Origin of the sequence: Roseburia porci (assembly GCF_009695765.1) — a bacterium.
GTDB classification, from domain to species: domain Bacteria; phylum Bacillota; class Clostridia; order Lachnospirales; family Lachnospiraceae; genus Roseburia; species Roseburia porci.
In genome coordinates this window covers 1-25,905 of the sequence record NZ_VUNI01000019.1, presented here as the reverse complement: position 1 = coordinate 25,905, position 25,905 = coordinate 1, and the positions used below count along the sequence as shown (strand labels likewise).

The 25,905-nt window shown below is 35.8% G+C and carries 25 protein-coding genes; all 25 read right to left on the bottom strand.

Annotation, left to right across the window (positions count from 1 at the left end; genetic code table 11):
• Positions 1-101: 101 nt before the first annotated feature.
• The 25 genes from FYJ75_RS10635 to FYJ75_RS10515 all read right to left on the bottom strand — a co-directional run bounded on the left by FYJ75_RS10635 (position 102) and on the right by FYJ75_RS10515 (position 25,722).
• Positions 102-2,273, bottom strand: a complete 2,172-nt coding sequence (locus FYJ75_RS10635; protein ID WP_154430433.1) for a hypothetical protein — start codon at positions 2,271-2,273, stop codon at positions 102-104.
• 10 nt (positions 2,274-2,283) lie between these two features.
• On the bottom strand, positions 2,284-3,366 hold the full coding sequence (locus tag FYJ75_RS10630) for an HpaII family restriction endonuclease (protein WP_235907084.1): 1,083 nt from the start codon (positions 3,364-3,366) through the stop codon (positions 2,284-2,286).
• Complete coding sequence (gene dcm, locus FYJ75_RS10625; RefSeq protein WP_154430432.1) at positions 3,356-4,357, bottom strand: DNA cytosine methyltransferase; 1,002 nt, start codon at positions 4,355-4,357, stop codon at positions 3,356-3,358. The genes FYJ75_RS10630 and dcm overlap by 11 nt, the downstream gene beginning before the upstream one ends.
• Positions 4,350-4,814 carry a very short patch repair endonuclease gene (locus FYJ75_RS10620; RefSeq protein ID WP_328596924.1) on the bottom strand — a complete coding sequence of 155 codons (465 nt, stop codon included), beginning with the start codon at positions 4,812-4,814 and terminating at the stop codon, positions 4,350-4,352. The genes dcm and FYJ75_RS10620 overlap by 8 nt, the downstream gene beginning before the upstream one ends.
• Positions 4,815-4,819: 5 nt before the next feature.
• Positions 4,820-5,032, bottom strand: coding sequence for a helix-turn-helix domain-containing protein (locus FYJ75_RS10615; RefSeq protein WP_154430431.1), 213 nt, complete (start codon positions 5,030-5,032; stop codon positions 4,820-4,822).
• A gap of 238 nt (positions 5,033-5,270) precedes the next feature.
• Positions 5,271-6,590, bottom strand: coding sequence for a plasmid recombination protein (locus FYJ75_RS10610; protein WP_154430430.1), 1,320 nt, complete (start codon positions 6,588-6,590; stop codon positions 5,271-5,273).
• 359 nt (positions 6,591-6,949) lie between these two features.
• A complete protein-coding gene (locus FYJ75_RS10605) occupies positions 6,950-7,321 on the bottom strand; it encodes a TnpV protein (protein ID WP_154430429.1) in 372 nt (123 codons plus the stop codon).
• 114 nt (positions 7,322-7,435) lie between these two features.
• A complete protein-coding gene (locus FYJ75_RS10600; protein WP_154430428.1) occupies positions 7,436-8,404 on the bottom strand; it encodes an AAA family ATPase in 969 nt (322 codons plus the stop codon).
• A gap of 113 nt (positions 8,405-8,517) precedes the next feature.
• Positions 8,518-8,916, bottom strand: coding sequence for a plasmid mobilization protein (locus FYJ75_RS10595; protein ID WP_154430427.1), 399 nt, complete (start codon positions 8,914-8,916; stop codon positions 8,518-8,520).
• Complete coding sequence (locus tag FYJ75_RS10590) at positions 8,913-10,022, bottom strand: site-specific integrase (protein ID WP_154430426.1); 1,110 nt, start codon at positions 10,020-10,022, stop codon at positions 8,913-8,915. The genes FYJ75_RS10595 and FYJ75_RS10590 overlap by 4 nt, the downstream gene beginning before the upstream one ends.
• 18 nt (positions 10,023-10,040) lie before the next feature.
• Entirely contained in the window at positions 10,041-10,226 is a 186-nt protein-coding gene (locus tag FYJ75_RS10585; RefSeq protein WP_154430425.1) for a hypothetical protein, read from the bottom strand.
• Positions 10,227-11,195: 969 nt separating this feature from the next.
• On the bottom strand, positions 11,196-11,780 hold the full coding sequence (locus FYJ75_RS10580) for a DUF6933 domain-containing protein (RefSeq protein WP_154430424.1): 585 nt from the start codon (positions 11,778-11,780) through the stop codon (positions 11,196-11,198).
• Between the two features lie 5 nt (positions 11,781-11,785).
• Positions 11,786-12,109, bottom strand: coding sequence for a hypothetical protein (locus tag FYJ75_RS10575; protein ID WP_154430423.1), 324 nt, complete (start codon positions 12,107-12,109; stop codon positions 11,786-11,788).
• Positions 12,110-12,553: 444 nt separating this feature from the next.
• Positions 12,554-12,703 (bottom strand): winged helix-turn-helix domain-containing protein, encoded by a 150-nt coding sequence (locus FYJ75_RS10570; RefSeq protein WP_154430422.1) that lies wholly within the window; start codon positions 12,701-12,703, stop codon positions 12,554-12,556.
• Complete coding sequence (locus FYJ75_RS14345; RefSeq protein WP_195838992.1) at positions 12,700-12,972, bottom strand: hypothetical protein; 273 nt, start codon at positions 12,970-12,972, stop codon at positions 12,700-12,702. Before FYJ75_RS14345 ends, FYJ75_RS10570 begins: the two co-directional genes overlap by 4 nt.
• Before the next feature lie 35 nt (positions 12,973-13,007).
• On the bottom strand, positions 13,008-14,093 hold the full coding sequence (locus tag FYJ75_RS10560) for a DUF5050 domain-containing protein (RefSeq protein ID WP_154430421.1): 1,086 nt from the start codon (positions 14,091-14,093) through the stop codon (positions 13,008-13,010).
• Positions 14,094-14,200: 107 nt separating this feature from the next.
• Complete coding sequence (locus FYJ75_RS10555; protein WP_154430420.1) at positions 14,201-15,718, bottom strand: RNA-binding domain-containing protein; 1,518 nt, start codon at positions 15,716-15,718, stop codon at positions 14,201-14,203.
• Positions 15,719-15,795: 77 nt separating this feature from the next.
• A complete protein-coding gene (locus FYJ75_RS10550; RefSeq protein WP_154430419.1) occupies positions 15,796-17,403 on the bottom strand; it encodes an ATP-binding protein in 1,608 nt (535 codons plus the stop codon).
• A complete protein-coding gene (locus FYJ75_RS10545) occupies positions 17,393-18,589 on the bottom strand; it encodes an SIR2 family protein (protein WP_154430418.1) in 1,197 nt (398 codons plus the stop codon). Before FYJ75_RS10545 ends, FYJ75_RS10550 begins: the two co-directional genes overlap by 11 nt.
• 107 nt (positions 18,590-18,696) lie before the next feature.
• Positions 18,697-20,673: an LlaJI family restriction endonuclease gene (locus FYJ75_RS10540; RefSeq protein ID WP_154430417.1), complete on the bottom strand. Its 1,977-nt coding sequence runs from the start codon at positions 20,671-20,673 to the stop codon at positions 18,697-18,699.
• 17 nt (positions 20,674-20,690) lie between these two features.
• A complete protein-coding gene (locus FYJ75_RS10535; protein ID WP_154430416.1) occupies positions 20,691-22,688 on the bottom strand; it encodes an AAA family ATPase in 1,998 nt (665 codons plus the stop codon).
• Positions 22,689-22,712: 24 nt separating this feature from the next.
• Entirely contained in the window at positions 22,713-23,732 is a 1,020-nt protein-coding gene (locus FYJ75_RS10530; RefSeq protein WP_154430415.1) for a restriction endonuclease PLD domain-containing protein, read from the bottom strand.
• A 3-nt stretch (positions 23,733-23,735) separates the two neighbouring features.
• A complete protein-coding gene (locus tag FYJ75_RS10525; protein WP_154430414.1) occupies positions 23,736-24,803 on the bottom strand; it encodes a DNA cytosine methyltransferase in 1,068 nt (355 codons plus the stop codon).
• Positions 24,803-25,012 (bottom strand): helix-turn-helix domain-containing protein, encoded by a 210-nt coding sequence (locus tag FYJ75_RS10520; protein WP_016223945.1) that lies wholly within the window; start codon positions 25,010-25,012, stop codon positions 24,803-24,805. The genes FYJ75_RS10525 and FYJ75_RS10520 overlap by 1 nt, the downstream gene beginning before the upstream one ends.
• 182 nt (positions 25,013-25,194) lie before the next feature.
• The gene (locus FYJ75_RS10515; protein WP_154430413.1) at positions 25,195-25,722 is read right to left on the bottom strand and encodes a hypothetical protein; all 528 of its coding nucleotides are present in this window, start codon (positions 25,720-25,722) and stop codon (positions 25,195-25,197) included.
• Positions 25,723-25,905: the final 183 nt, after the last annotated feature.

Genomic DNA, 25,905 nt, shown 5'->3' with positions numbered 1-25,905 from the left:
TAAACCCATATACTCCTAACCATATCTTGTTACCTTTATGATTCTCGCATCCATAAAGCTTACATTTTTCCATTCTAACATTAATTACTCATCCCAACTTTTCAAACAATATCTTTGTCAAATCCATTTATTATCGTATCTTTTTCATCTTCCAAAAAAGTTTCAATTTCACTTAGATAAAATTGCGGAATTTGAAAAAACTTAAATGGATCCAACTGAAAAATATAGTCATTCTCAATATGATTTGTTTCATTAACAAACTTGCAAGCAGCTGGATATTTCTTTTTTAACTTAGCAAGCAGACCATCATATCTCTCAAACAGTAATCTGACAGTGATTATTTTTTCATATATATCTGCAGAATCAAGTATATCAAACAATTTTTTTGAGCTAACAGTTTCAATAACATCATCATATGAAGATATTCCCAAAAAACTCTCTATTTCATTCATACCATTAGTCTTAACTTCTTCGCTTAATGCCGTTTCTCCATCTGAAAAAGTTGCATCTTTTCTTCCGTGAATAATATTAGAAATAACTTCATATATATCACTTTCTGCAAATCCAGGTTTTGTCAACTCAATATACTTTCTTAGATTTACAATACGAACCGCCATACTTCTATTTGAATCATCTGCGATTGATTTAGTTAATTCTACAGTATTTATCAAATCATCTCCAAATATTTCAAACTCGTTTATAATACCATTTTCATTCTGGAGATATTTTGCTTTTACTGGTGTAGTTAGTCCCATTCTTTTAAAGAAATCATTGTGCACATAATCAATAAGTGGTTGCATATCGTGTGTCAACATAAGTACTGTCTTATCACGGAAGCTTACTTTCTGATTATCAAACAACCTTCTAATCACAGCGAATTTTTTATCTTTATCGAACGAAGTTATCGGATCGTCTAACACAATCAAATCCGCATTTTCGCTTACGGCTTCAAACATAAACATCACAAGTGAAAATGCATTTTTCTCTCCCCAGCTTAAATGTGTATCAGGATTAGATACTTTTACATCTTCTGTATTGATTGGAATCAAATATGAAACTGCCTTGTTTTCTCCATCTGGTCTAATCTCAAACTTGTAAGGAAAACCCGCAAGCAAGAAAAACTGATTTATATCATCTTTCCTTTTAGTAATCAGTTCATCCATCTTTTTTTCATGCTGAATAAATAATCCTCTTAACTTCCCTGTGTTTTCCTTTAAGTTGTTGATTTTTTCTTCAACTTCATCTGCAATCGTATAAATAAAATCTGTTGAATAAAATTTGGATATTTGTCGTTTATCAACATACATCTCATTAAGATTTTTTTCAATATTCTCTAATTCCTCATGGGTCACATTCATAGGTCTAAACTGACATATCTTATCTATTTTTTTATATAGATACTCTGTTTCTACCGCAAGATTCTGCAACTCTGATTCCAAAGAATCTTCTTTTCCAGTACTACTAATGTATTCTTGAAGTGCAGAAAGCGCATCAGCTTTAATATAATTTTTTTCCACAGCCTCACGCAAATATTCAAGAACGGCATTTGCTGTTGAAAGAGCAGAATTTTTAAACACCTTGGATATCACCTTATTTTGCTTTTCTATTTCTTCCTTCAATTCATCAGCACAAAATGGACAAGTCTCACCATTCATCTGCTTGATTCCATCATTTCTCCATTTCGCCCATTTTGAGACACTTGCTAAATCTCGGTCATAAAACGGCTTGTACACCTTCAGTTCATCATACTTATCAAACCCAGCTCCATTCCCTTTTAAAAATTCACCTACTCCACCTTTTTTTGATATTTCACCATCACTGTATTTAACCGCTTCTGCATACTTAGGTAAAAACGATCTAACGTTCTGTATAGCTTCATTTTCATGAAATATACCCTGTAACTCAGCCAATAAATTTGTAATTTCATTTGCCAACCTATCACATTCTTCTGACCTTAAAAATACTCGAAATGAGTTCTCCAAAAAACTTTTCTCTTTGAATAAATATGAGTTAACATAGCTTTCATCAAATACCATAACTTTATTGAAAGAAATCCCATCCACTTCACATTTTTGACCTTTATCTGCGCCATAAGGTAATAATGTCTGAAGTTCTTCCTCACTTCCATGTGTCTTCAGAAAAACTGCTTTGCTTATTGTAGATTTCCCAGTTCCATTAGAACCATACTTTATATTCAGAGTACCCTCTTCGAGCTTGATATCTGCTGATTTTATACAATTACAATTCTTTATTTCGATTGTCACTTCACCCATGTATATCCTCCTATCTAAACCTTATCTGCAGATTCAGCTTAATAAACATCTCTCCATTTTCCTCGTACAAACTCATATATTCATGCCTGCTTGTAGATGCTCTTTCAAGATATGTATTATCCAACAAATACTGCTCAAAAAAGTTTCTGTTGTATATGTGATAAGCAAGTATCTCTCCGTCTGCCTTCACAATAATGTAGCCACCGTTTGCTTCATCCAATCCATCCCAAGGCTTTGCCGGTTTCATTCCCAATGCGCAGGAACACAGGAATTTTTTGAATTTATATGTATACATCATCGGATCGCCATATCCAAGAGGATCTCTGTCTCCAAGCATATCTACTAGCTTATCACAGTCCTTTACATCCTCTGTATAGAAATATAACAACATATTTCCAATAATTTCCGGCATACTGCTGTCTACCATTATCAGATTTCTCTTGAATCCGTCATGGTTCATTCCGCAATACTGAATTTTCCCGCCAAACTCAGCTATTTTTGACATTTTGTCCTTAATCTTGGTTCTGGTCTCAATTGCGTTAATTTCTTCCGCCTGTTCTATTGATATTCCAGAAACTTTGTAAATAAAGTTTGTTGTAAGTCCTGCATTCAGTAATGTAGGTGGATTGCCAACCTCTGACTTAATGGAAAATCCCACATTTCGAATAAAGTTTGTATGTATGTCCTCAATTTGCATGGAAATATCTGTTGTATCAGTAGATGGAGCCTTTATCTTTGTAACTCTTATGCCATTTGCAAAATTAGCAATTTCCTCTAATTCAAAGCTTCCGCTATGACTGGCTATTTCTTTTAAAAGCTTATTTGCCTGGTTCTCCATTTCAGTTCTGTCAACAGAAATAATTTTATTAGACTGGATTTCAACGCTGATCTGATTATCCTGAATCACATAATCAATAACTTCACCCTTTGTTTCTTCTCTCATAATCTTCAGAATCGGATAATATACTTCATCAATTTTTTCAACCTTCTCATTTGCCGCATATACTCTGCCCTGACTGAGAAGCTTCATAAATGCATATAATTCTGACCATTCGCCCTTGTTTCCCGACATTCTTCCATCTTTATTTGCCATTCTCTAACACCTTCCTTATCTCTTTGGCTATTGCCTCAATAACATTAACCGTTACACTGTTTCCTAACTGCTTGTACAAATGTGTGTCTGCCAATTCAAGCTTAAAATCATCCGGGAATCCCTGCAACCTTGCCCACTCTCTTGGTGTCATCTTTCTGATTCCCTCTCTGTTGACTTCCCCCTTTATGTGTGTAACAGGTGTAAAATCGGTCAGTCGCTTATCAATAATCAAATTTCTTTCACGACCCATTCCCCCACATACAATCGCACCTGCCTTACCGTCAAGATCTCTTATCTCATATCCGAAACCGTTACCCTTCGCTTCGTGACGTGCTTTATGCTTTTTTAAGGTATCAATATATACCGTTGAAAGATAATACTTCACACTAACCTCATTCTCTTCCATAATGTCCCTGATACAGGTATCCGGATTTGTAGGTTCAGGAAACTTAAACCCGCTACTGTCGATATCATTTCGGAATGCGACAATGTATATACGTTCTCTATTCTGAGGAACACCAAAATCCTTACTATTCAGTACCTTGTCATACACGGTGTAACCTATTTGTTCAAAAGCTTTCTTGATAACCATAAAAGTCCTTCCCCTGTCATGGATGGTAAGACCCTTTACATTTTCACAAAAAATTACTTTAGGTTTATGAAAATCACATATCCTTACAACATCCTGGAACAAGGTTCCTCTACATAAGCCCTTGTAATCATCATCAAAGCCCATACGCTTTCCAGCAAGCGAAAATGCCTGACAAGGGAATCCAGCAAGACAGATATCAAATTTGGGAATTTCTTTTTCATCTATTTGAGTAATGTCACCAGCAATATCAAATTTATCATGGTAATTCATTTTGTAAGTCTTCTGTGCAAATTCATCCCATTCGCTTACAAACACCGTCTTAATCTTCTTTCCAAACGCTCTGTCAAAACCTTTTCTAATTCCACCTATACCGGCAAATAAGTCTATTGATTTATACATGCGAAATCTCCTCTGTTTCAATATCGTAATCATCATATTTCTGTTCAAATATAGCTTCTTCTATTACCCGTACACACTCTTCCGAGTTCTTCATAATATCCTTTCCCCAGAAGCGTATAACGGTCCATCCCAAAAACTGAAGCTGCTTGTTTATATCATCATCGCGCTGTTGATTTTTTGATATCTTGTCAATCCAAAACTCTGCGTTTTTTCCTTTTTCCAATTGTGGTTTCAGCACTTCCCAGTCTTTTCCGTGAAAGAATTCACTGTCACAGAAAATGACTATTTTATATTTAGTAAGTACAATATCCGGCTTACCGGGCAATCCTGCATAATTCTTTCTATACCGGTATCCACGTTTCCATAATTCCTTTCGAAGCTTCAACTCTATGGAGGTATCCTTCGACTTAATATTCTTCATATTTTTATGACGTTGTTCTTTAGTAAGTCTGTCCACTTCACTCACTCCGATTCGTCAGGAACAATTTCCAGAATATCTGCCACATCACATTCAAGTGCGACACATATCTTAAGCAGAATATCCGTATTGACATTCTCATTTCGTCCAAGTTTAGCAATGGATGCATTGCTTATTCCTGCCTTTTCGGCAAGATCTTTTTTCATCATATCTCTGTCTATCAACAGTTTCCATAATTTCTTATAACTAATCTTCATTGCGCCCTCCGAAATAAAACATATGTTCGTTTTATATATTATCATATCATAATCAATAAGGCAAGTATTTTTTGATAATTATTTATGAGTTCTCACACTTTATTATTAGTTTGGCTAACCAAAATCCATTTTGAGCCCGTTTCGAGCAGACTCCTGGCTGAATCAATGCCGTATAAAAGTCGTCTAAAAGGGGATGAGTTCTCCGATAAGCAGAGTTTCTCATCCCCACGTCTCCTATCTACCTCCCCTTCCAATCCTCATACGCTTTCCACAGCCTTTCCTGTTCTCCGCTAAGCCTCAATATCTCAGCCAAATCTCTTTCCATAGCCTCTATATTGGCATCCAGCGTTTCCATGGTTCCTACACGCATTTCTGCACTTATCTCACACTGTAATGCTTCCTTTGAATACTGCACCTTCGTTTCCACATTCATATATCCACATATGGAATAGCTGTACCCGTTATCCATATCCCGAAATACAGGTGCAACCTCACCAACGGAAGTTTTCCATCTCATCAGTCTCGGGAACCAACACAATCCTTCCTTTACCAGTTCCTTAAACCTCTCTAACAGCTTCCCAAGTTCATAAAGTATTCCCCTGAAACTGTTACCTGCATCAAGTCTGCCGTCCCTTTCCACTGCAGTTGCATATTCTTCTATAGTGGGTGCAAGCAGATGAAACATTCCAACAAACCGCTTCATCTGTTCCAGAACCTTTACCGTCCTGTCTGCCTGATGCTGTTTTTCCTCCAACTCATCCTTCGTATAATCAAGGATTGCACTCTGAAGCTCTATCGAACTCTTTATATCGGCAAGACTCTTTTCATTCCTGTCAATATCATCTCCCAGAAGTTCCAATTTCTCCGTTTCCTTTGCAACCTTGTACTCTGCAACAGTCAGATCGTGATTTCTACCTTTCGATTTCTCTCTTATCTGTTCTCCGAAAACAATCGATACTTTCTGATTAATAAATTCACGCAAATCTCCCTGAAGAACCTTTGACAGCGTATATGGTGTAAACACAGAGCGTTTTGACACCTGTTTACGCAGACTCTTCTTAAACCCCTCCGCAACAGGCACACCGACCACATGCATATGTGGACTTTCTTCATCAAAATGGATGACTGCATTTGCCACCTTAAAATCCGGCATCCTGACCTGTAACTCATCCAACAATAATTTGAAGATTCGTTTCATAAAAACCTTGTTGTCCCCATGTTCCTGCCAATACTTCATGTCTCCCACCTGAAAGATAATCTCCACTGCCATATCCTGCGATTTCTCGGATACATATTCATAATAATCTGAAATCTTTCTGTCTTTTCTGGTCTGTTTGTCATTGTATTCCTTCAGCACCCTGTCGAATTCATCATGATATACCTTTTTGACATCCTTCACCAGATTTTCCGTTCCGTACAGCAGCATAATATTTTCTGCACTGTACTCGTCGGATTTATATTTCCTGAGATTGTGCTTTGCCACTCCTTCCAGTTTTCGTTTCGTGGTAATTGCACTTTTCCCATTGCTCACATGAGCGACATAAGAAATACCTCCCATGCAACTCCTCCTTATCTGTAACCTCTCACGGAGATGCTGTTATCATCTTTGCTCTGCCACAGATGATAACCCCCTAGCAGTTTTGGCAAGCCAAAACATCGGGGGCTCTCCGAGGGTAATATATATCTGCATATCTTCATATAGGTGTGTCAAAAAGTGACGCACTTTTATGAAAAGTACTCCAAAAAATGACGCACTTTTTCAAAAGGTGAGTCAAAATGTGACGCACCTCATTAAATACTCTGAGCACAGGTGCGTCACTTTGTGGAGCACCTTTTGGATTCTGACTCCACTTTTTGACTCACCTTTTGCATTTTGACTCCCTTTTGTCACACCTTTTATAACGGATATTCCGACGTTTAATGATACTGCCTTATCATCTGGTGCAGTACAGCCTCCTCTGCCATCATCCTCGCCTGTGTCCGCAACTGATACATCTCCCAAAACGATTGCCTGTTCTTTGGCTTATGACTGTTCAACCACTTATTTTCGATTGTCTCCAACAGCTCATGTGCCTCCTCATCAATCTCCGCTGCCTTATTCCACAGTCGTCCGAACCTCACAAGATTTCTGTATCTGCCCGGATGTTCCGTTTTTATAAAATCAATCCACATTCGTCCGTATTTTCCTATATGAATCGGCTTAACAGTCTCCTCACTTACGGATAAAACAGGATACAGCAACCCGTCAATCTCTTTATATTCAATTCCCAGTCTTTCAAATGTTGTCATAATAATCCTTCCTTTCCGGTTTAAGACCGCAACATCGCAGTGTCTTTGTATTTTGCAACCTTGCAGTCTAAGAATGCAACGTCTGACACTCTGCAATGTTGCGGTGTTACTTTATTAATCTTTGTGCAGATCCCAATACCAGCTTCCGTTAATCCGTTTTGCCTTAATTCCAAGCTCCTTTTTTGCGTTTTCCAGCGTTCTCTTTGAAATCCCTTCCTGCGCCGCCAGTTCAAGAATCTCATTACTCATTATCAGATTCTTGGAATGTGCAAGCTCCTGAAGAAATTGCTTTGCCATGTCAATCTTGCACGCTTTGGGTGCTATGCCGCCAAGAATTTCGTCAGCAGTTATTTCATAATCTCCAATCCACCGAAAACCTTCCTCCGTCAGTTCAAATGCCTTGGAATGTCCGAATGCCGAGAGGTTATTTTTTATCTGCACCACGGCACGCATGTTTGGCTGACCTTCAATTCTTCCCACAAGCAACACACTTCGTGCCACGGCATAAAAGTCAATGGAACCCATACCTCTGTATGCCGCCTTTGCACCGGAGCCCTTATTCATGTGACCGATAAGAACAATTGCACAGCCTGTCCTCTCTGCGATGCTACCAAGCTTTTTGGTCATTTCCCTTGCCTCATTTGCCCTGTTCATATCCGTACCACAGCCAAGATATGCCTGTATCGGGTCTAATATCAGAAGCCCTGCATTTTCCTTTCTGATTGCCTGCTCCAGTCTGTCATCCGTCATGGATACTGACTTTTCGCTCTCATCTATGATGGATATTCTGGTGCAGTCCGCTCCAGCTGACTCCAGTCTTGGCTTTACCGTGTCTGCAAGTCCGTCCTCTGCCGTCTGGTATATGACATTCACGGGATTTCCCTGCTCCATGTCAGTATCAAATCCCTGCCCTTTTGACAGCATTGCGGCTATATTTAATATAAAAGTTGATTTCCCGTCTCCCGGATCACCTTGAATAATGGTGAGTTTTCCATATGGTATAAATGGATACCATAGCCATCTGACCATCTGTGTTTCAACCTGCGACAGCTGTATCATCTTAAGTTGTATCTGTTCCTCCATGTTCTTCCTCCGCTAAAAATATTGTGTAAATTTGCGGAGCCTTCTGTTATACTGTAGTTGCGAAGTACATATAGCAAAGGCTCTGCTTTTGCCTATGGCTTACAGCCCTGTGTTTATGCATGGGGCTGTTTTTCATCCGTGTTTTCCCACAGATATTTTGCTCCGTCAAGCACTGCAATGACTGCATTTAACATTGCCACATAATCAAATGCAAGTTCACCCAGTTCATCATATTCTCTACCATCCACGGGAGAACATTTTCCTTTTATCCGTCCATCCCTATATAGTTCATCAGCCAGAATGTGCATATCCTCTTGCATCTGCCTTACGCATTCCACCAGCCGGCAAACTGTTTCTTTCTTACCCACCACGCATATCCTGTTATAAATGCAGGAACGGGTAAAATAATCCTTCTTAAGCATCCCGCTTGCTTTTATCCTGGCTTCAATTTCTCTTCTGTCCCTGTCAGATATACGGAAACTTATGGTAGGATATTTATGAATGTTGCTCATATATCGTCATCTCCTTTCTCCAAACTGCCTGTTCTTTCACAAAATTCACGGTTAAGTACTTCAGCCATCTCCTGCTGTTCCGTTGGAAACATATGGGCGTAATGAAAGGTAATACTTTGGCTTTCATGCCCTACCCTGTTACCAATGGCAACTGCCGAAAAGCCTCTGTTAATCAGATATGAAATATGCGAATGTCTTAAGCCGTGAATTGTAATACGCTTTACGCCTGCCTTTTTTGCGCCTCTGGTCATTTCCTTGTGCAGATAAGATTTGGTAATCATAAATATTCTGTTGTCTCTTGTGAAACCATACAGGCTTGAAAGATACTCTTTCATTTCCTCAGCCAGAAAATCCGGCATAACAATATCCCGCCTGCTTTTCGGTGTCTTCGGATCAGTGATGATATCCTCTCCGTCAATTCTCTGGTAGGATTTATTAATGTGTATCACCTTACCTTCCACATCAATATCCGCTGCAGTAAGTGCAAGCAGTTCTCCACTTCTTAAACCACACCAGTAAAGCACCTGAAACGCATAATAAGATACGGATTTATCCTTTACCTGTTCTATAAATTTCAGATATTCCTCCTCCGTCCAGAATTCCATTTCATCCGCTTTTCCCTTTCCGATGGTTCCAGCTTTCTTCACAGGATTATCCAGCAGATTATAAAATCTTATGGCATGGTTAAACAGTGCCGAAAGCTCCGACTGAATGGTTTTCAGATAAGTTGGCTTAAACGGCTTTCCATCTGGTGTTTTAAGTTTCATAATCGCATTCTGCCATTTGATAATGTCAGCCGGACTGATCTCATTCATCTTCTTATCCTTGAAATACGGCAAAATCCTGTTGCGGAATATGGTATCCTTCGTCTTCCAGGTATTCAGTTTCAGCTTTGGCTTAAGGTCATCCTCATAAATCCTGTAAAAAGAACCGAAATCCATATCCAGACTGGTTGCCTGCTGGAGTCGGAACTTCTGCTCCCACTCCAGTGCCTCCTTACGGGTCTTAAAACCTCTTTTCAGCTTCCTTCTGTTCTTGCCTGTCCAATCATTGTAGTGAAAGGAAACATACCATGTTCCCCTCTCTTCATCCTTGTAAGCAGCCATTTGCTTCACTCTCCTTCCTTAAGCTGTTTGCAAACCATAGAACTTCTCGTCAAAATACTTACAGCTAACCTTACCCGTAATGGTTCTGTATCCCTTTTCCTGAAGCTCATGGTTTAACTCGCGGATAATCTTGTATCCGTGTGAACGGGATATGGACAGCATTTCTGCCACCTCGTCTACATTGTAAAAAATCTTCTTTTCCATAGGTGGTTCACCTCCTTTCCCCGGCTGTACCGGTATGTATCTCAAATTTGCCTTCCATAAATATGATAGCGCATTTCAAAACTCCCTTCTCGACTTCTCAGGACGATCTTTTCATAAAAAGTAGCCTTCGTAGGACTATTTTTTGCTCCAAAGTCTTTTGCACTACTTCCATGATCAGATTATAAAGCAGTCACCAAATTAATTTTAGGAACTATCTGTTCTCTTTCACTGGTAAAATGCAAACAATATGTTCTCATGTCTTCTCTGTAAAGCTTACCTCCCAATCCAACGATTGAGAATGTACTCTCTGGCTCCCTTTGGGGACAAAATACGCTCCCTTACCATAATATCTGTTTCTATATATGCTTTTTAAGGTATATACAGTAGGAGTTACTGCCCAACTTAGTGGCAGTTGATTTCTCTCACACATAAAATGATAAATTATCAAAAAGCTAATTAAAACCGAGAGATATTCCGAATTTTGAAATAAAAGTCGTAGTATTATTACGAATTTTATAAAATGGGAAATTTTGAAAAGAAAAAGATTTGTAAGAAATAGAAATACCTTAAATACCTTTTGCAGTATTCCAGAATATGTCCGGTACTGCACAAACAGGTATCATATAGGTATCAGTGAAAAGAAAAAAGCTCCAGAAACGGCTTGTTTTCGCTGTTTCTGAAGCTGTGTTTATTACTCAAACTCGCAAAGTTTGATGTGATTTTGATTCGTTTTAGTTCGTTTTCTATACTGTATAATTTTGAAAACAAAGGTTTTTCCACACATTATTTTTCGTTTCACACACTTTTAGTACCAATCCAGTACCAGCTATTTTTTTCATTATTGTGTGTAGTTACGGTGGCTTGCAGGTCATTTGACTATTCAAAGAATAATCATCTGTTGGTTTGCAAGTTCACCTATAAAAATTATAATCTCAAACTACTGTTTCTGCAACAAAAAGTTTTGTGGTACTAATCAGTAGTACCACGATTATTTTCTATATATTGGCTGAAATCAATCACCTTTGCTGGATTTCTCTTAGGCACAATTCCAATGCGTTCCATGTCTATTTTAAAAAGCTCACTTGGATATCCATATGCATCGAATCCCTCAGGCTGGCAAATATCTCTGTTAAGATACTCGCTCAGTTCCCACTGGTATTTTGTATCTTTCTCCAGTTTCTTATCAAAATACTGAGCATCCGTTACCATTCTATTAATGCCACCAACAGATTTTTTACCATGAGTCTTTGTTACAGACATATCACCAGACATTTGAAAATATTGATCTATCTGACTTTCGGAATATCCCATCTGCTGCATCACACCATGAATCACACGGCTGATATACAATGTATAATACTTCCAATTTCTTGGTTCGATATCGGTCATTGCTATTGTGTAGCGATTGCTGGCATTTACAATAAACAGGACATTTCTTCCTTTTATTTTCGTCAAATGTGTATCCCAGCAAAACACAAGTGAAGCACCTTTTATTTCATCAATCTTTGTTGTTTTTAATCGCTCTTGAACTGATTTTGTTGCACCAATCTCCATATGTATCACCTGCTCATCTCAAGTATTCTTTTTACTTCCTGCTGCAATTCGTCACTGAATTCTGATAAATCATCATATGTAACCACCTTCAGTCTTATAAGACGAACAATATCCCATATTGCCTCTGACTTGCTCATCTCCATAATAACTCCAGGATGATGCTTATCTTCCTTTATCCGCTTTTCCAGTTCCCAGAATTTCTCTGATGCATGCTTTGTATCATCATTCAGAAAATCCACATACTCTTTGACAAGACCTTTCATATAGTTTTCCTGCCAGTCTGATAATCTTTCTCGAAATAATTTCCAATCTTTTTTGCTTATGTCCATGATTTTAAACCTCCTCAGTCTCATGTTAGTCTCAACAAACAGTGTCAAAAATGAGACTGACTTGAGACTGTACTCATACAATTCAACCACCAATGCCGATTTTATCGCTTTTCATCCATATTATGTAGTCTCACCAAGTCTCAAATCTCATGAGACTTCGTTGAGACTAACTCCCGAATACTCTTGGATGCCACCTGATTCACACATTTCTAATATTATTTCTTCGACTTATTTGTTTCACTCTTGAGCTAATTTCATCTTTAGTTCAAGAAGAAAAACCTCTGTTTATCAGCATTTTCTTCTTTCATCTTGGACTAAAATATAATTACTTGAACTAATTTAGCTCAAAAACTATTTTTTCAAATACCATCTTGCTGCATGCCTGGTTTCTTCAGCAGCAGCAATTTTTTCTCTTTTCATAGCTTGAATAATATAATGCACTTTCTATCCGTTAATCTCCCAGTGTCCACTGTAACCACTTCCGACATATGATACATTAGACATTTTTTTGATTTTTCGTTTTACTGTTGCAATTCCAATTTTTAATTCCTTGGCCATATCTGCCGTTGATACTTGCGGATTTTCCTTTATCATTTTGATGATTTTTTCTTCAGTATCATCTTGGGTATCACCTTGAGTATCATCTTGGGTATCACCTTGAATTTTCTCTTCGTTTGCATGTATTGCATAATTAGAAAGAACATATTATCAAAATCATATCTTGATTTCAGACTATCGTAACTTTCGCCGCTACCACGAAGCACCAATTCTCTTAGCTGTGAGGGAGTTGCCGGAACGCTTTCATTTCCTATACGAATAAATGCAATGAGTTGTCCATCACCTTCAGCATCTGCAAGCCCCACCAACTCATTCTATGTACTGTTATTCACTTAAGCTATTACTCAATCTTTACCTTATTGTTTCCATTAATATCTATTTTATATTTATCATTTCCTTTTTGATAATATATCCATCCGCCCTCAATTTTATCAATTTGATACCAGAAATCATCTACACCATCCAAAACCACTTGCTCAGTTCCATCCGGTTTAGCTTTTATTAGCATATTTGATGTGTAATATATCCAATCTTCATCTGTGCTGTCTAATAAAACCACCTTTTCTAATCCATCTGCCTGATTTCCAATTTGTATTTTATAGTTTGAATATATTGCCCATCCATCTTCTATTCTGATGTTATAATGACTGCCCTGTAAACTTGGACAAGATAATTCGTAAGCTACTGTAATTATATTATCACCATTCAAATCCATTCTATGTAAAGCATGTCCCTCCAGCCCAACGCCAACCGTATCAAAACAATATGAAAAATAAATATATTCATCATCAACTGAAAAATCATATAGCTCCTCTTCCATAACTCTTTCATTTATTCCATCTGGTCTAGCAACATACAGTTGTCCATGGGAAGAATCTACCAATGTGGAATTTAGATATATAACACTATTTTTTACTACCTCAAAATGAGGACAAGCACCTTCACTTATACGTTCTGCTAATTTTCCTTCCTTCCATTTATACAATGCTGGATATGTAATAACATCGTCCCCAATCATTTCTGTCGTATTATATCTAAAAAAAGTAAAATCTCCTACCTTTCTTTCATTTAGGATATCTACGCCAATAGGATAAATAACTTCGTTCTGATTATTCAATATTGCAATTTCCTGATATGGATTAGGCTTTTTAATCCAATAACAAACTCCAAATATTAATACACAGAAAATCACTCCTCCTATTACTAGTATCACCTTTTGCCATCTTTTTAAATTTATTAGATCATTCCAAAACTCTTTGAAATTTTCTTTTATGATACTTTTTCCTTTTTTATATTTACCTAGTATCCATTTCACAATTAGAAAAAAGATAAGCAACAATATTATTATTGCCATACCAATCCAACTTATTTTGACAATGCTTTTAATGGATTTAACGAATTCAATCATCTCATTTATCAATGACACTGTTCTTCCTCCCGGTATATTTATTACTTTTTAATCTTAGGAGTTAATCTAACTTTGAAAATAATTATGCTTTCCGTCGCTTTTTTCGTCGCTTTTTTAGCGACGAATTATTTTAATTTGTACATTTTGCCTTTTGTTTTGCCGTTATCAACAAGCTTCTCAAGTCCAACCAATTCCTTCAACAATTCTTTGGTTCTGGTATCCTTAAGCCCCAAATTCTCTGCAATTTCCGCAGTCTTATGCCAGTCGCCATCATCCATCAACTTTAGGATTTTGTCATACTGCTCCATCTTTTTCTTAGATAATTTATTCGTCGCTTTTTCATAACCATCCGATACTGAAATTTCATCATTATTTTCTAAAAACGCTGGATGAATCGGAATCCTTATTCTCATAGCTCGTCTATCCTCATCCGTAAAAAACTCCGCTCTTGGAGATCCATTCTTTTCAAGTTCTTCCTGTATAGTTGGGATACCGGAAGAATGACCTTCTGATAAATCAAGCTCTTTTAAAAATTCGCCAAGTCTCCTATTGCGATAATATCTTGAAACAAATCTCTTTCCTTCTGCTATCGTCTTTTCAGAAATTGACCTGTCAATACCAGGAAAATTCATGATGTTTATGCAGTCAGGCTCTATCTCTATGGTAACCGGCTCGTATGACATATAATCCCTGTGATAAAAAGCATTTACCACTGCTTCCTCGATTGCCTGATAAGGATAATTAAAAATTCTTAAGGCCTCCATCTGATTTGGAACTTTAATAACCTTTTCCCGTATAAACAGATTACGAAAACGTTCCATTGTTGCCTGAATCATTTGTGGAACTGAACCTGTAATATTCGGAAAATCCTCACTAATACTTGGATTCTCTATACTTCCCTTTGGAAATGATGTCATTTGAACATAAGTGTATCCAAAAAATTTCTCCGGATGCTCACAGAACATCATTAGTGCCACATTCTGAATATATCTTAGTTCCGGCGGTCCTACTAAAAGCTGCATATCATTGAGAATTTCCTCAACGCCACGCTCTCTTACCTGTTTTGCAAGTTTACTACCAGTCTTACGCAAGTGATCTTCCAACAACACAGGTGAAATATCTTCAAATGTTGCCTTGTGATTTGCCCTGCAATCAAATGGTGTTTGGTCGGACATATTAATCAATTCACGTTCCTGCTCTAGATTTGCCTTAACAGAGCTTGTCAGATATCGAATATAATAATTATATTTTTTGTCTTTCTTACTAGTCACATACTCCGGTGACTTATATGGGCGCTGTTGTCCCGTCCTGGCAACAATGACATAAATCCATTTTCCATCTACTTCTGCTGGTATACCTTGTGGAAAATATGGTGGGGATATTGTATTATTATATCCTACCATCTCTTTCTGAATTGTATCCAGCATATACTCTGGCAATCCTTTCACCGGACGCTTTGCAATTCCATTTTCTTCTTCAACACCTACAACAATATAGCCACCACCATCATTATTGTAATCATTTGCAAATGCACAGACACTATGATAGATATCATCAGGATTCCATCCTGTTTTAAACTCTATGCGGTCTGATTCTATTTTTCTTTTGTTTAATAAATCTTCAACGCTTATTTCAAGTTCCATAGTGTCCTCTCCAATCCTTTTTGTAGTGCTAACCGAGTAATATTATTCACTTCAAGTACTCATACAAAATTACATACTTACAAAACAGGTGTGTCATTATATTGTTTCCTATTGCATTTTTTTACATTTAAATAAATATTCTTAATTAAATTTACACTAGTCAAAATAGCTTCTCCACGATTCAATTTTTTAACCTGTTTAACCGAATATTCATCTAGATGATTTTTTATCGTTCTTATTTCATCATCGTGTGTTAACCTATGAATTAGTAGTGTTCCCATTTGACCTAAAAGTACAGGTGAAACATCTTGTGGATTTTGAGATGTCAAAAAAAGAAAAATACCTTTTTTTCTTCCTTCCCTTGCTATAAGTACTAAACCTCTGTGAAATTCTTCTTCTGAGTACTGAGATTTTGTATACCTATGTACTTCATCAATAAAGAAAACAAAAGGATGTATATCATCCTGTGAAATCAAATAATTACATATTAAATCAATAATCATTCCTCCAACACCTTCTGATGCACCCAATCCAGAAGAATTAATATAAAGGCTAACATCTGGTGTATGTATAAATGATTGAATTTCATTTAATAGGTTATTTAGTTTTGGATCATATTTAAAAAATTTCAAAAAATTTGTATTACGTAACTGATATGATACCTTTTGTACCAAATAACTATTCGCATTCGCCTTAAAAGAATCATATATATATTCAGAACCTCTGTTAGGTTCTGAAACCGCCTCAGCTGCTATTTGCTCTGGAAGTAATGAAACATCAAAATCATTATCATGATTTTTTATGGAAGCTAAATCTTTTTGTAATTGTGCAATATTCTTTCCTACTTTTTCTAAGCAACATGCTTTTCCATTTTTATTTTGATAACGTAGAGAATTAATTGCCTCTGCAAGAACTGCACTTTGTGTATTTCCATTTGTTTCAAAAAGCACAGACCATTGCTGCATAGTAAGTTTACCCGGTGAAATAATTGTATCAATTCCAAGATTTAATTTCTTTATCTCTTGCTCTGAGAATGCGTCCCTATATTCTCCAGTTGGATCAATAATTAAAACCTTTTTCTTGGCTCCAATCACTTTGTCCAATATGGATAATGCCGATGTCGATTTTCCACTATTGGTAGCTCCAACTACAAATAAATGGTGATCAAACAATGTACTTGGCTTTAGATTAACTTCCACATTGTTCATATCTAAATACGTTGCAAAAGATTTAAGCTGTACTTCAGACGTTTTTGTTGTTTCAACAGATTGCAAATACCTCTGTATAACTTCCTTATTAGCAAAATACACCTTTTCAGAAACTCCAACCGTCATAAATTCTGGCAATTTAAACTTTTTATCATCCTTTGTCATAATTCCTATAATATCTATGTTTAATTCGGGATAAATACTTTCTGTTTTTCCAAAATTAATGGAATCATGTAATTTTTCAGAGGAAACAACTTTATTTTGAAAAACTTCTCCTAAAAAAATGCCTCGAACAGAATCAATCACAACTAAATAATTAATTGTATTGGGAATTAATGATTCATCCAACAACTTTCTATGTGATAATACTGATAAATTTTCTACTTGCACAATACTATTATCTCTATATACCTGTGAAACTCTACCGATATAGTAATTGCTTTTATCCATTTTATTATATAAAGAATCAATCGTCATAATATTCACCCAAATAATCTACTAAATCTGAATTCATAGTTGCTCGCAAAAAGGCAATTTGATAATTATGTTTCATTAGTTCTTGTAATCTGATCCAATTCTCATTATCCTGAGAAATATTATAATCGCTAATAAGTGTTGCTAAACTCTTATTATGTAATATTGCCTGTATTATCATTTGTGAAATATGATTGTCTGCAAAGCTAAAACCTGTCGTAATGAGTAATGTATTTGGTCTTTTTAATAATTCTTGAAATTTTATAAACAACTCAAAATATGGCTCCTGATAACTTTGCATATATTTATTGGAACTAGGAAAAATCATGATAGGATTTTTCACATCGCATTTATCTTTTCTATAAATATAATCGTTACAACGTTCCCAAGTTAATGATCCATGTAACTTAAGCAAATTTATAATATTTTTCTTATATTCCATCTCCCTGGTTTTAATATTTTCAATATCTTTTACAAGATTCCATTCAAACATATCACTATCAAAATGTGGTCTGTGAGCAAATGTAAATCCATCTATAACTGTATATCCTATACTATCTGCCGCATCTTCTATCAACGTATCATAATTTGTTGTTACAATAGATAGCTTACTAGGCGTTTTCACTAAGTGCGATACAGTATTTATAAAAGCGGCATGTTTTAAACATTTATTGTCAAAATCATAGCTTGTATTTGAAATAATCAAATCAAAAATCTTATTTTTTGATATCTGATATTTTACGCAATCATCAACAGGTACATATTTTTCAAAAGAAAGTAAGTCCGACAAAAAATCTTCTAGATTAAATTGGGGATTCAACTTATCTTCCTCCACATTTTCCACTGGAACATTATATTTACAAAAATCTGCTAACTCCTGAAGCGAAAAACATTTTGAATCTTTTTTTAGTTCTGCATTAATCAAATCTGCCAACATAGATACAGTTTTTCCGAAATTTACATCTATGCCATCATCCTTCACCACTACAGATGCTCCAGCACCTACCAATACAATAATGTTACTGTAATTTTGATGTATAAAATTTGCAGTTTCTTTTTTTATCAGTTGTTTAAATGTATGAGCATCTATATTTTCACCATTTTCGTCTAAAAGAGTACTTTCATTCTTAAAGAACAGATTATTATCACTTGTATATTTATTATTAGCTGAAACATAATATTCAATCATAAAATTATTCTCCTTTTCAACAATCTACTATCAAACCAATATTCGGTATTTATCATATTAAAAAGCCTTCTTTATTCCATACCTATAACACTGAAAACTATTGAACCTTACAAATATAAATCTCTAACCAATTCCATAACCTTTTCCAACAACATCTCCAAGTTCTTCCCTTCTGCCATAGAATCTATATCTTCTTTATCTTCAAAACACTTTTTCAAAATATCCTTAAATACTTTTTCGTTCTGAAGTTCCTGCTCTGATAATTCTTTTATTTTCTTCTCTATATCAATAGCAACATCCGCTATCTGACTACATCTTCCATAGGAATTTCCCATATCCTCTGCTACCATATTGTCACTATTCTCTTTTTCATATGGATTAAATCCATAAAATGCATTACTTGCAACCGGACATATAGCATCATATATTATCTTAGCACCTAGTTCTCTTTTTATCTGTTTCGGATATATAAGCGTGCCTCTGTCTGATTTCATTTCAAGTTTCTTTTCAGCCAATTTACTAGCATTTGTGATTCTCGTAAGATATGCTATCATTCTATTCGCGAAATTTTGACTATCTACTTCCTGCCTACCAATTACAGGAATATATTTATCCATCTCATTTTCACTAACTGTATGGTTTTCCAAATATAGAGAATACATTTCTGATGCACAAAGCTTAACAACTGCTACATTCTCCAGTTTTTTGTCACCGATTTGATGCAACATATCCATCTGCACCCATCCATATTCTTTATCACCTACTTCATCAGGGCAGAAAAACATGTTCTGCACATATTTGTATCCTTGCTTCGTTATAAAATCATCGTATGCAAGCTGGTACAGATACTGCTTGGTCACATCCCCAACTCCAGGTTGTCCTATAACCCTATATTCTGACATATTCTTATGAAAATCTATATTATAATACTTTGCATCATATATTCCAAAACAATATTCTCCACTATCACCACACTCATAAATGCTAATCAAATCTGGTCTTAATGTATCTGACTTACCGTCGCTGATATCACCTGATGTTCTATGCCATACCGGTCTGTCAATTATTTCAATTAAAGTAGTATCTTTGCTATCCTTATAATCATCACAAACCCCAAGTGGTAACTCTGATAATTTTGAGTTTAGGACATTTCCAAAATTCTGTGCACATACTTTTTCCCATACTAAGTTAAAGCTGTTTGTGCCATACATACTAAAATTATCAATATTATTAAAGCTTGCTTTTTGTGCCACATACGCATACATTGCCTTCAATATCAATTGTTTTCTTGTGTTGTACTGCACATTAAGTTCATTTTGTATCCTATATAAAATATAATCATCATCGCCTAAATCATCCAATTGTTCTTCCGACAATTCTACCGTCACAATATTAAACAACTCCGGCAAATCAGATTCTTCAAGTTCTTTTGAAAATTTAGTTAATATACATGCATGAAGTCGTCTAATGAAATCATATTCATCTGAGACCCGCTTTTTCGTCTGTAGTTCAGTATAATATGGCCTATTATTTGATATATATGAAAATGTTTCATTGATTGTTCTATCCCATAGTATTTCTCCCATACCATTAGTCTCAACAACTTCAACATCATTAGTATATATTCCATTATCATAATAATCTTGTAGTAGATACAACATTACTGCCAATAGATTAAACGAACCACCATCATCACTTTCATTATATAGTTTTATTACTTGCTCTTTTGAATTATATTTTTCTAAAACCCGCAGAATCTGTTTCATCTGCATTATCGGATTATCACAGGAATTAATATACTTCGGATAGCACTTTAAGACTCGTCCATATATGACAATTACTCCTACAAACGAAAAAACATAATATAGTTCTTGTTCCCCGCTCTCGATATCTGTTACTCTAACATCTTCCTCCACTAGGTCAGAGAGCATACTTTGTCTATCGCTTTTTTTTACATTTTTCACGATGCCATACTCTTTTAACTTCCTTATAATCTGCACCGTTTCATCAGTATTACATTCAAATATTTTTCTAAGTTCATCTTGAGTATATCGTTTCTGCTCTTTGACATATTTAGAAATCATCTAGTAACATTCCCTTCTCATTCTAATTCACTCAAATATTCTTTCTTGACCTTATCTCGTATTTCTTTACAGAAAATATCAATTCCTCTTTTATCAAATTCCTCACAAATCGCTGAATACTGATTTCTTGTGTCCTCATCACAGCCATCAAATAGCATATGTCTCCTCTGTTTTGCTGCATCTTCAAACAGGTACATAATAACTTTGCTCTTAAAAGTCTCTCTAAATGCGTCCTTATTCTCCAAAACACTTTTAGATACAAAGAATGGACCCATAAGCTTGTCTTCATTTATCTTGTAGTCTCTAGAAGCAAGTGTCGTATTTATAGCTTTCCTAAGCTCATTCCAGTCAACTCTATATGGCATCTGTGCTTTATCACACACTAAATATGTACCATTAATCTTCTCTTCCTTATTGTTAATACCTATATATTCAAAGTTCCATCTTCTCTTAAATGCTGTATCCATCGGAAATACACCCTGATCCGCACTATTCATTGTTGACCAAATATACATGTTATCAGGTATCTTTATTTCCTCATATTGATCCGGCTCTCCTCCAAGTTTTTTTGCTAAATAAGCCTTTATATCTTCAGACGGCTTAACCGGATATTGACTCGCATTTCTATCATCACGATCCAAAAGCTGAAATACCTCTCCAAATACAGCAGCAACATTAGCTCTATTAATTTCCTCTATAAGAAGTAGAAATGGCTTTATATCTTCCTTATTCTCTGATTGACCGTTTTCTATTGCTTTTACATATGTTCGCATAAATGGTCCCGGTACATATTCATATGATATTCCTTTTTTAGTAGGTACCGGCTTATATGTTCCGACAAAATTAGCATATGAATAATCCGGGTGGAATGTAACTCTTTCGCACTCTCCACCTTCCAAAATAAGATCTTCCTGCTCACCATCTAATTTGAAACTCTTTCCTGTTCCAGGTGCACCAAATACAATTCTATTATGTGAATACACCTTGCCCGTATCCTTGTTTTTGCGTGAACACCCTGTATAATAATTAGGTTTAACATATGGCCTATATTCCATTTCTTCCTCCTCAGAGCTTTCATCCTCTATGCTCATTTCTTCCCGAATAGAATTTACCGCATCCTCTTTGTTTTCTCCAAATTTTACAGCCGTTGGTATCATTACAGTAACCGCTCCCAGTACCCTGTCCATAAATTCCTTGTCGAAAATTTCTTTGAATCTTTCAAGCATATCTGGGAATTCATCAAGTACTGCTCGTATGACAGCAACAGCCTTAATCATATCCAAGGTGCTTAGTGCCTGCGATGGATCTCGTGAAAGCTCAGGTCCTATATATGGAGCATCATATGCTTCTCTATAACTCAAAAAATCTTCTCTTTTAAATGGTTTTTCAAAAACACAATCAACTTCTATATCAAATTTAAAGTACTTTTCTTTACCGTTATATCCAAAATCATAAGGTTCTTTAATAACATGTGCTACCCCAATAAATCCTGGATTCCAATCCACTTCCGATTTTCCTGTATCACCACCTAATGTAACAAATACTGTTTTCCCTATACTCAATTCCTCTTTTAGAGTATAAACACCATCAACTGTTATATCTCTATTGCCATTTAAAATATTATGTACGGTTTCTGGAAAACCACATTTCATAGACACAAATGTTGGTTCTTCATACTCATATCCATGAATAATCTCCTTTACAGTTTTTTCCAATTGATCAGCAGAATAATCCTTATATAGTTCAAATACTTCCTGATATGCAATGCCTCGTCTTCTTAAATCTCTATCATCACTCCATCCTTTTCTTCCATTATTGGGGAAATAAAAATCAAAGGAATCCTTTGCATGTTTATATGTTGTTTTCTTTGTTCCAAATCTCTTTTCTAATACAGCCCAATCATGCATCCTTTGCTTATACCTTGCATCCGTTTTGGGAAGCATAGCATAATACATGCAAACAAGTGCCTGTTTTTGTGAATCATCTAAATCATTAACATTAACTTCCTGCTCCATATCTTTCACTCCTTAATGCCAGAATTAATATTCTAAAGTGTATATGCCATCTTCATACTTTTTAAATAGAACCGTTGTTTTTCCATATTGCTCTAACATCTGTTTTGTAATATACGTACCATCTGGAACCCCAAGTTTATGCCGTATCCATTCTCCTATTATCGCATTACTCTCCGGAGTTTCTAACGCTTTTCCATTTGCTTGTGCCTGTCTCATATAGAAAGCGTCATATTCTTTTGTTACAATCTTAAACACAGGATAAGTCCCGTCAGCCTTTACATCAGGGAAAAAACCCTCTTTATGATCTGCTACATTATACGGAATGTATGCCTGGTTTCTATTTCTTTTATAGCCATTTTTACGTATTCCCCAATTCACACCAGAACCATATCCCGTATCGCTACCATCTGCTTTCAATAAAGAAACCTCTAAAGTATCTACTGGTTCAACATTCTGATATTTCTCCCAATATAAATTCTCCAAATTAGTATCTGCAATATCATCTTCTACATTTTTCTTACTGGAAAATGAAACTTTCTCTTTTATCTGTCCATCAAAGCAATCTATCGTATCCGGGAGCAGACTATTAAAATAACGGTTTGCTTCTTTAGGATCACATGCATCCATACACTCTCTTCTTACAAAAAATGCATTCATAGTGTAATTAGCCGAACCATTAAATGCCTCTATTGCTTTTCTTCCTTTGCACCATACATATACCTTAGAGTGTACCTGTTTTCCCTCTACCACATAATTACATGATATCTGCGGCATTCCAGATACACTGTTTAATCTTCTTATCAACGAACATATTTTTTCATGTTTTTTCTGTGTAAGCCCTGCGCCCTTTGTCATTCCAAGTATAATGTCAACTTTTATTCCAGACACATACTCTTTATTTCTACCATCAAATAATTTTATCAGATGACTTGATATTCTCTCCACGTCTGTAAATGCTGTAACAATTTTTAGATGGTTACATGCTTCACCATCTTTTCGCGCCGGTGTAAATAAAATTTTATCCTCGAAATTCTCAGTATACATACCTTACTCCTTTATACTTGGTTCTACACTTTCATAATCAATTCCTGCAAATGTCTTTAAAATAGCTTCAAAAATAATTTTTGCCCCCTTTGCAGGTACCGCCATACCAATTTGTTTTCTAACAGATTCTTTAGACCCCTCAAAAATATAATTATCAGGAAATGTTTGTAATCTAGCTCTCTCCCTATTGGTCAATGCCCTTGGTTCTGAATAATGATACATATGTGTTCCACCACCACCAGAACCTGTTACTGTATATGCTGGTTTGTCTGGATCTAATCTCTTATAAATCTGGCTTATCTTTGCCCCTTTTACTTTAAGTTGCAATTCTTCAGGTAAATCCGCAGTAAATGCATTTTGTCCTGGCTTAATATATTTCAATCTCTTAACAACTATTTCAGACTGTTTTGTTAACTCGTTATTATAAGCGTCTTTTCTTATCGGAGGATTTTCTATTGCATTTTTACATGTTACATCAACATTTTCATATGGTTTTGGACTTGGTATCTTAAACTCATATGGTAAATCTTCTCTAATACCAACAATTATTACCCTGTGTCGTGCCTGAGGCACTCCATATTCTTCAAACTTGTACAGATTAGGATATATTCTATATCCTGCATTTTTCAAATCTTCCTGTATCTTCTGAAACGCCTTTCCATCATTAGCACTTTTTAATCCACCAACATTTTCTGCCAAAAACCATAAAGGCTGATATTTCTTTAATACTTTTACTCCATATGTGTATAACGGACCGTAAACACCATCAAATCCTTTCTGCTCACCCACAACAGAAAAATCATTACACGGAAATCCAAAAGCCAAAGCATCTATTTCTCCAAGACTTTCAATATCAAGTTTTCTAACATCCCCACAAATAACACTATCACCATCTTCTGGACAAATATTCCTAATATATGTATTACATGTATCTCTGTCATAATCATTTGCCCATTTATGAATAATCTTATAATCTGAATTTTCAATCTTTGCTGTCGTTGCTCCTAGTGCTAACCCCCCAGGACCGCAAAATAGCTCTCCAAGCCTAAATTCTTTTACATTATTCTTCATCAAACTTTATCTCCATTTGCTAATATAAATTCTCTGTTAAATTCAACGCCTAGTGCATCGGCAATATTATCTAGGTCTTCTACTGTAAAACTCTCTCTTTTCATTTTCGAATTAAAACTTTGCGGAGATTTTCCTAATCGCCTTGCCAATTCAGCTTCACTTACACCGCATCTCACACACAACACTTTTATTTGTTCTGATATCGTCATGCATTAACCCTCCTGCTTACTATCTGTTTTATATTATAAACATATATTTTGATGATGTCAAAATAATTTTTAAGCATATATAGTGCAAACAAACAAAGCGGGATGAACCCCAATTAATATATTTAACCTTATCGAAATCTATTATCTCTCTAACTTATACATAACAGAAGATGACAGAGGAATTACCTTCCTCTGCCACTATTCCACATCTTGTATTCTGCTTTTTCCTTATCCGCATCTCTGCTAACGCTCTCATCATAAATCCTCTGAAACTCTTCATAAAGTTCATCTCCGTCCAGCTTTATTCCCAGTCTCTTCATAACATCTGAAAACAATCTTATGTTTCCACTTACATTCACAATATCAAATTCAAATATACTCACCTTAACAGAATCATCAACATTCTCATAACCGCCCAATTCGGATATTCTCCTGACAATCCAATCAGCTTTATCCATTGACTCCGATTCTGAGGCTTCTACATTTTCCCTTTCACCTGTCTGATTAGTCCTGGTGTTATCAATATCTGCAATACCAATATACAAATCTGACATTCCATCACCACATAAAGCAATCTTCTGCTCTTTGATATCATAATTATGCTCCTGTTGTTCACTATTTTTATTTTGACCATTAACAAAGTTCATCACCGTATCATTTGCATCTGGCACTACAGCTACGTCTTTCTCATCCACATTCTTATCTTTCATCTCCGGTATCTCAATCTCCCTATCTCCAACAATCTCCTCATCCTCCGACACCGCATTATAATGTACCCATAACAGTGGACACATGAATTAGCGTAGTACCTGGTTCTCAGACACACTCACTAACCCTTCCCCTGTTTTCAAACACCGTTCCTAAGTGAACCCAGTTTCTTGGACACTGCCTCT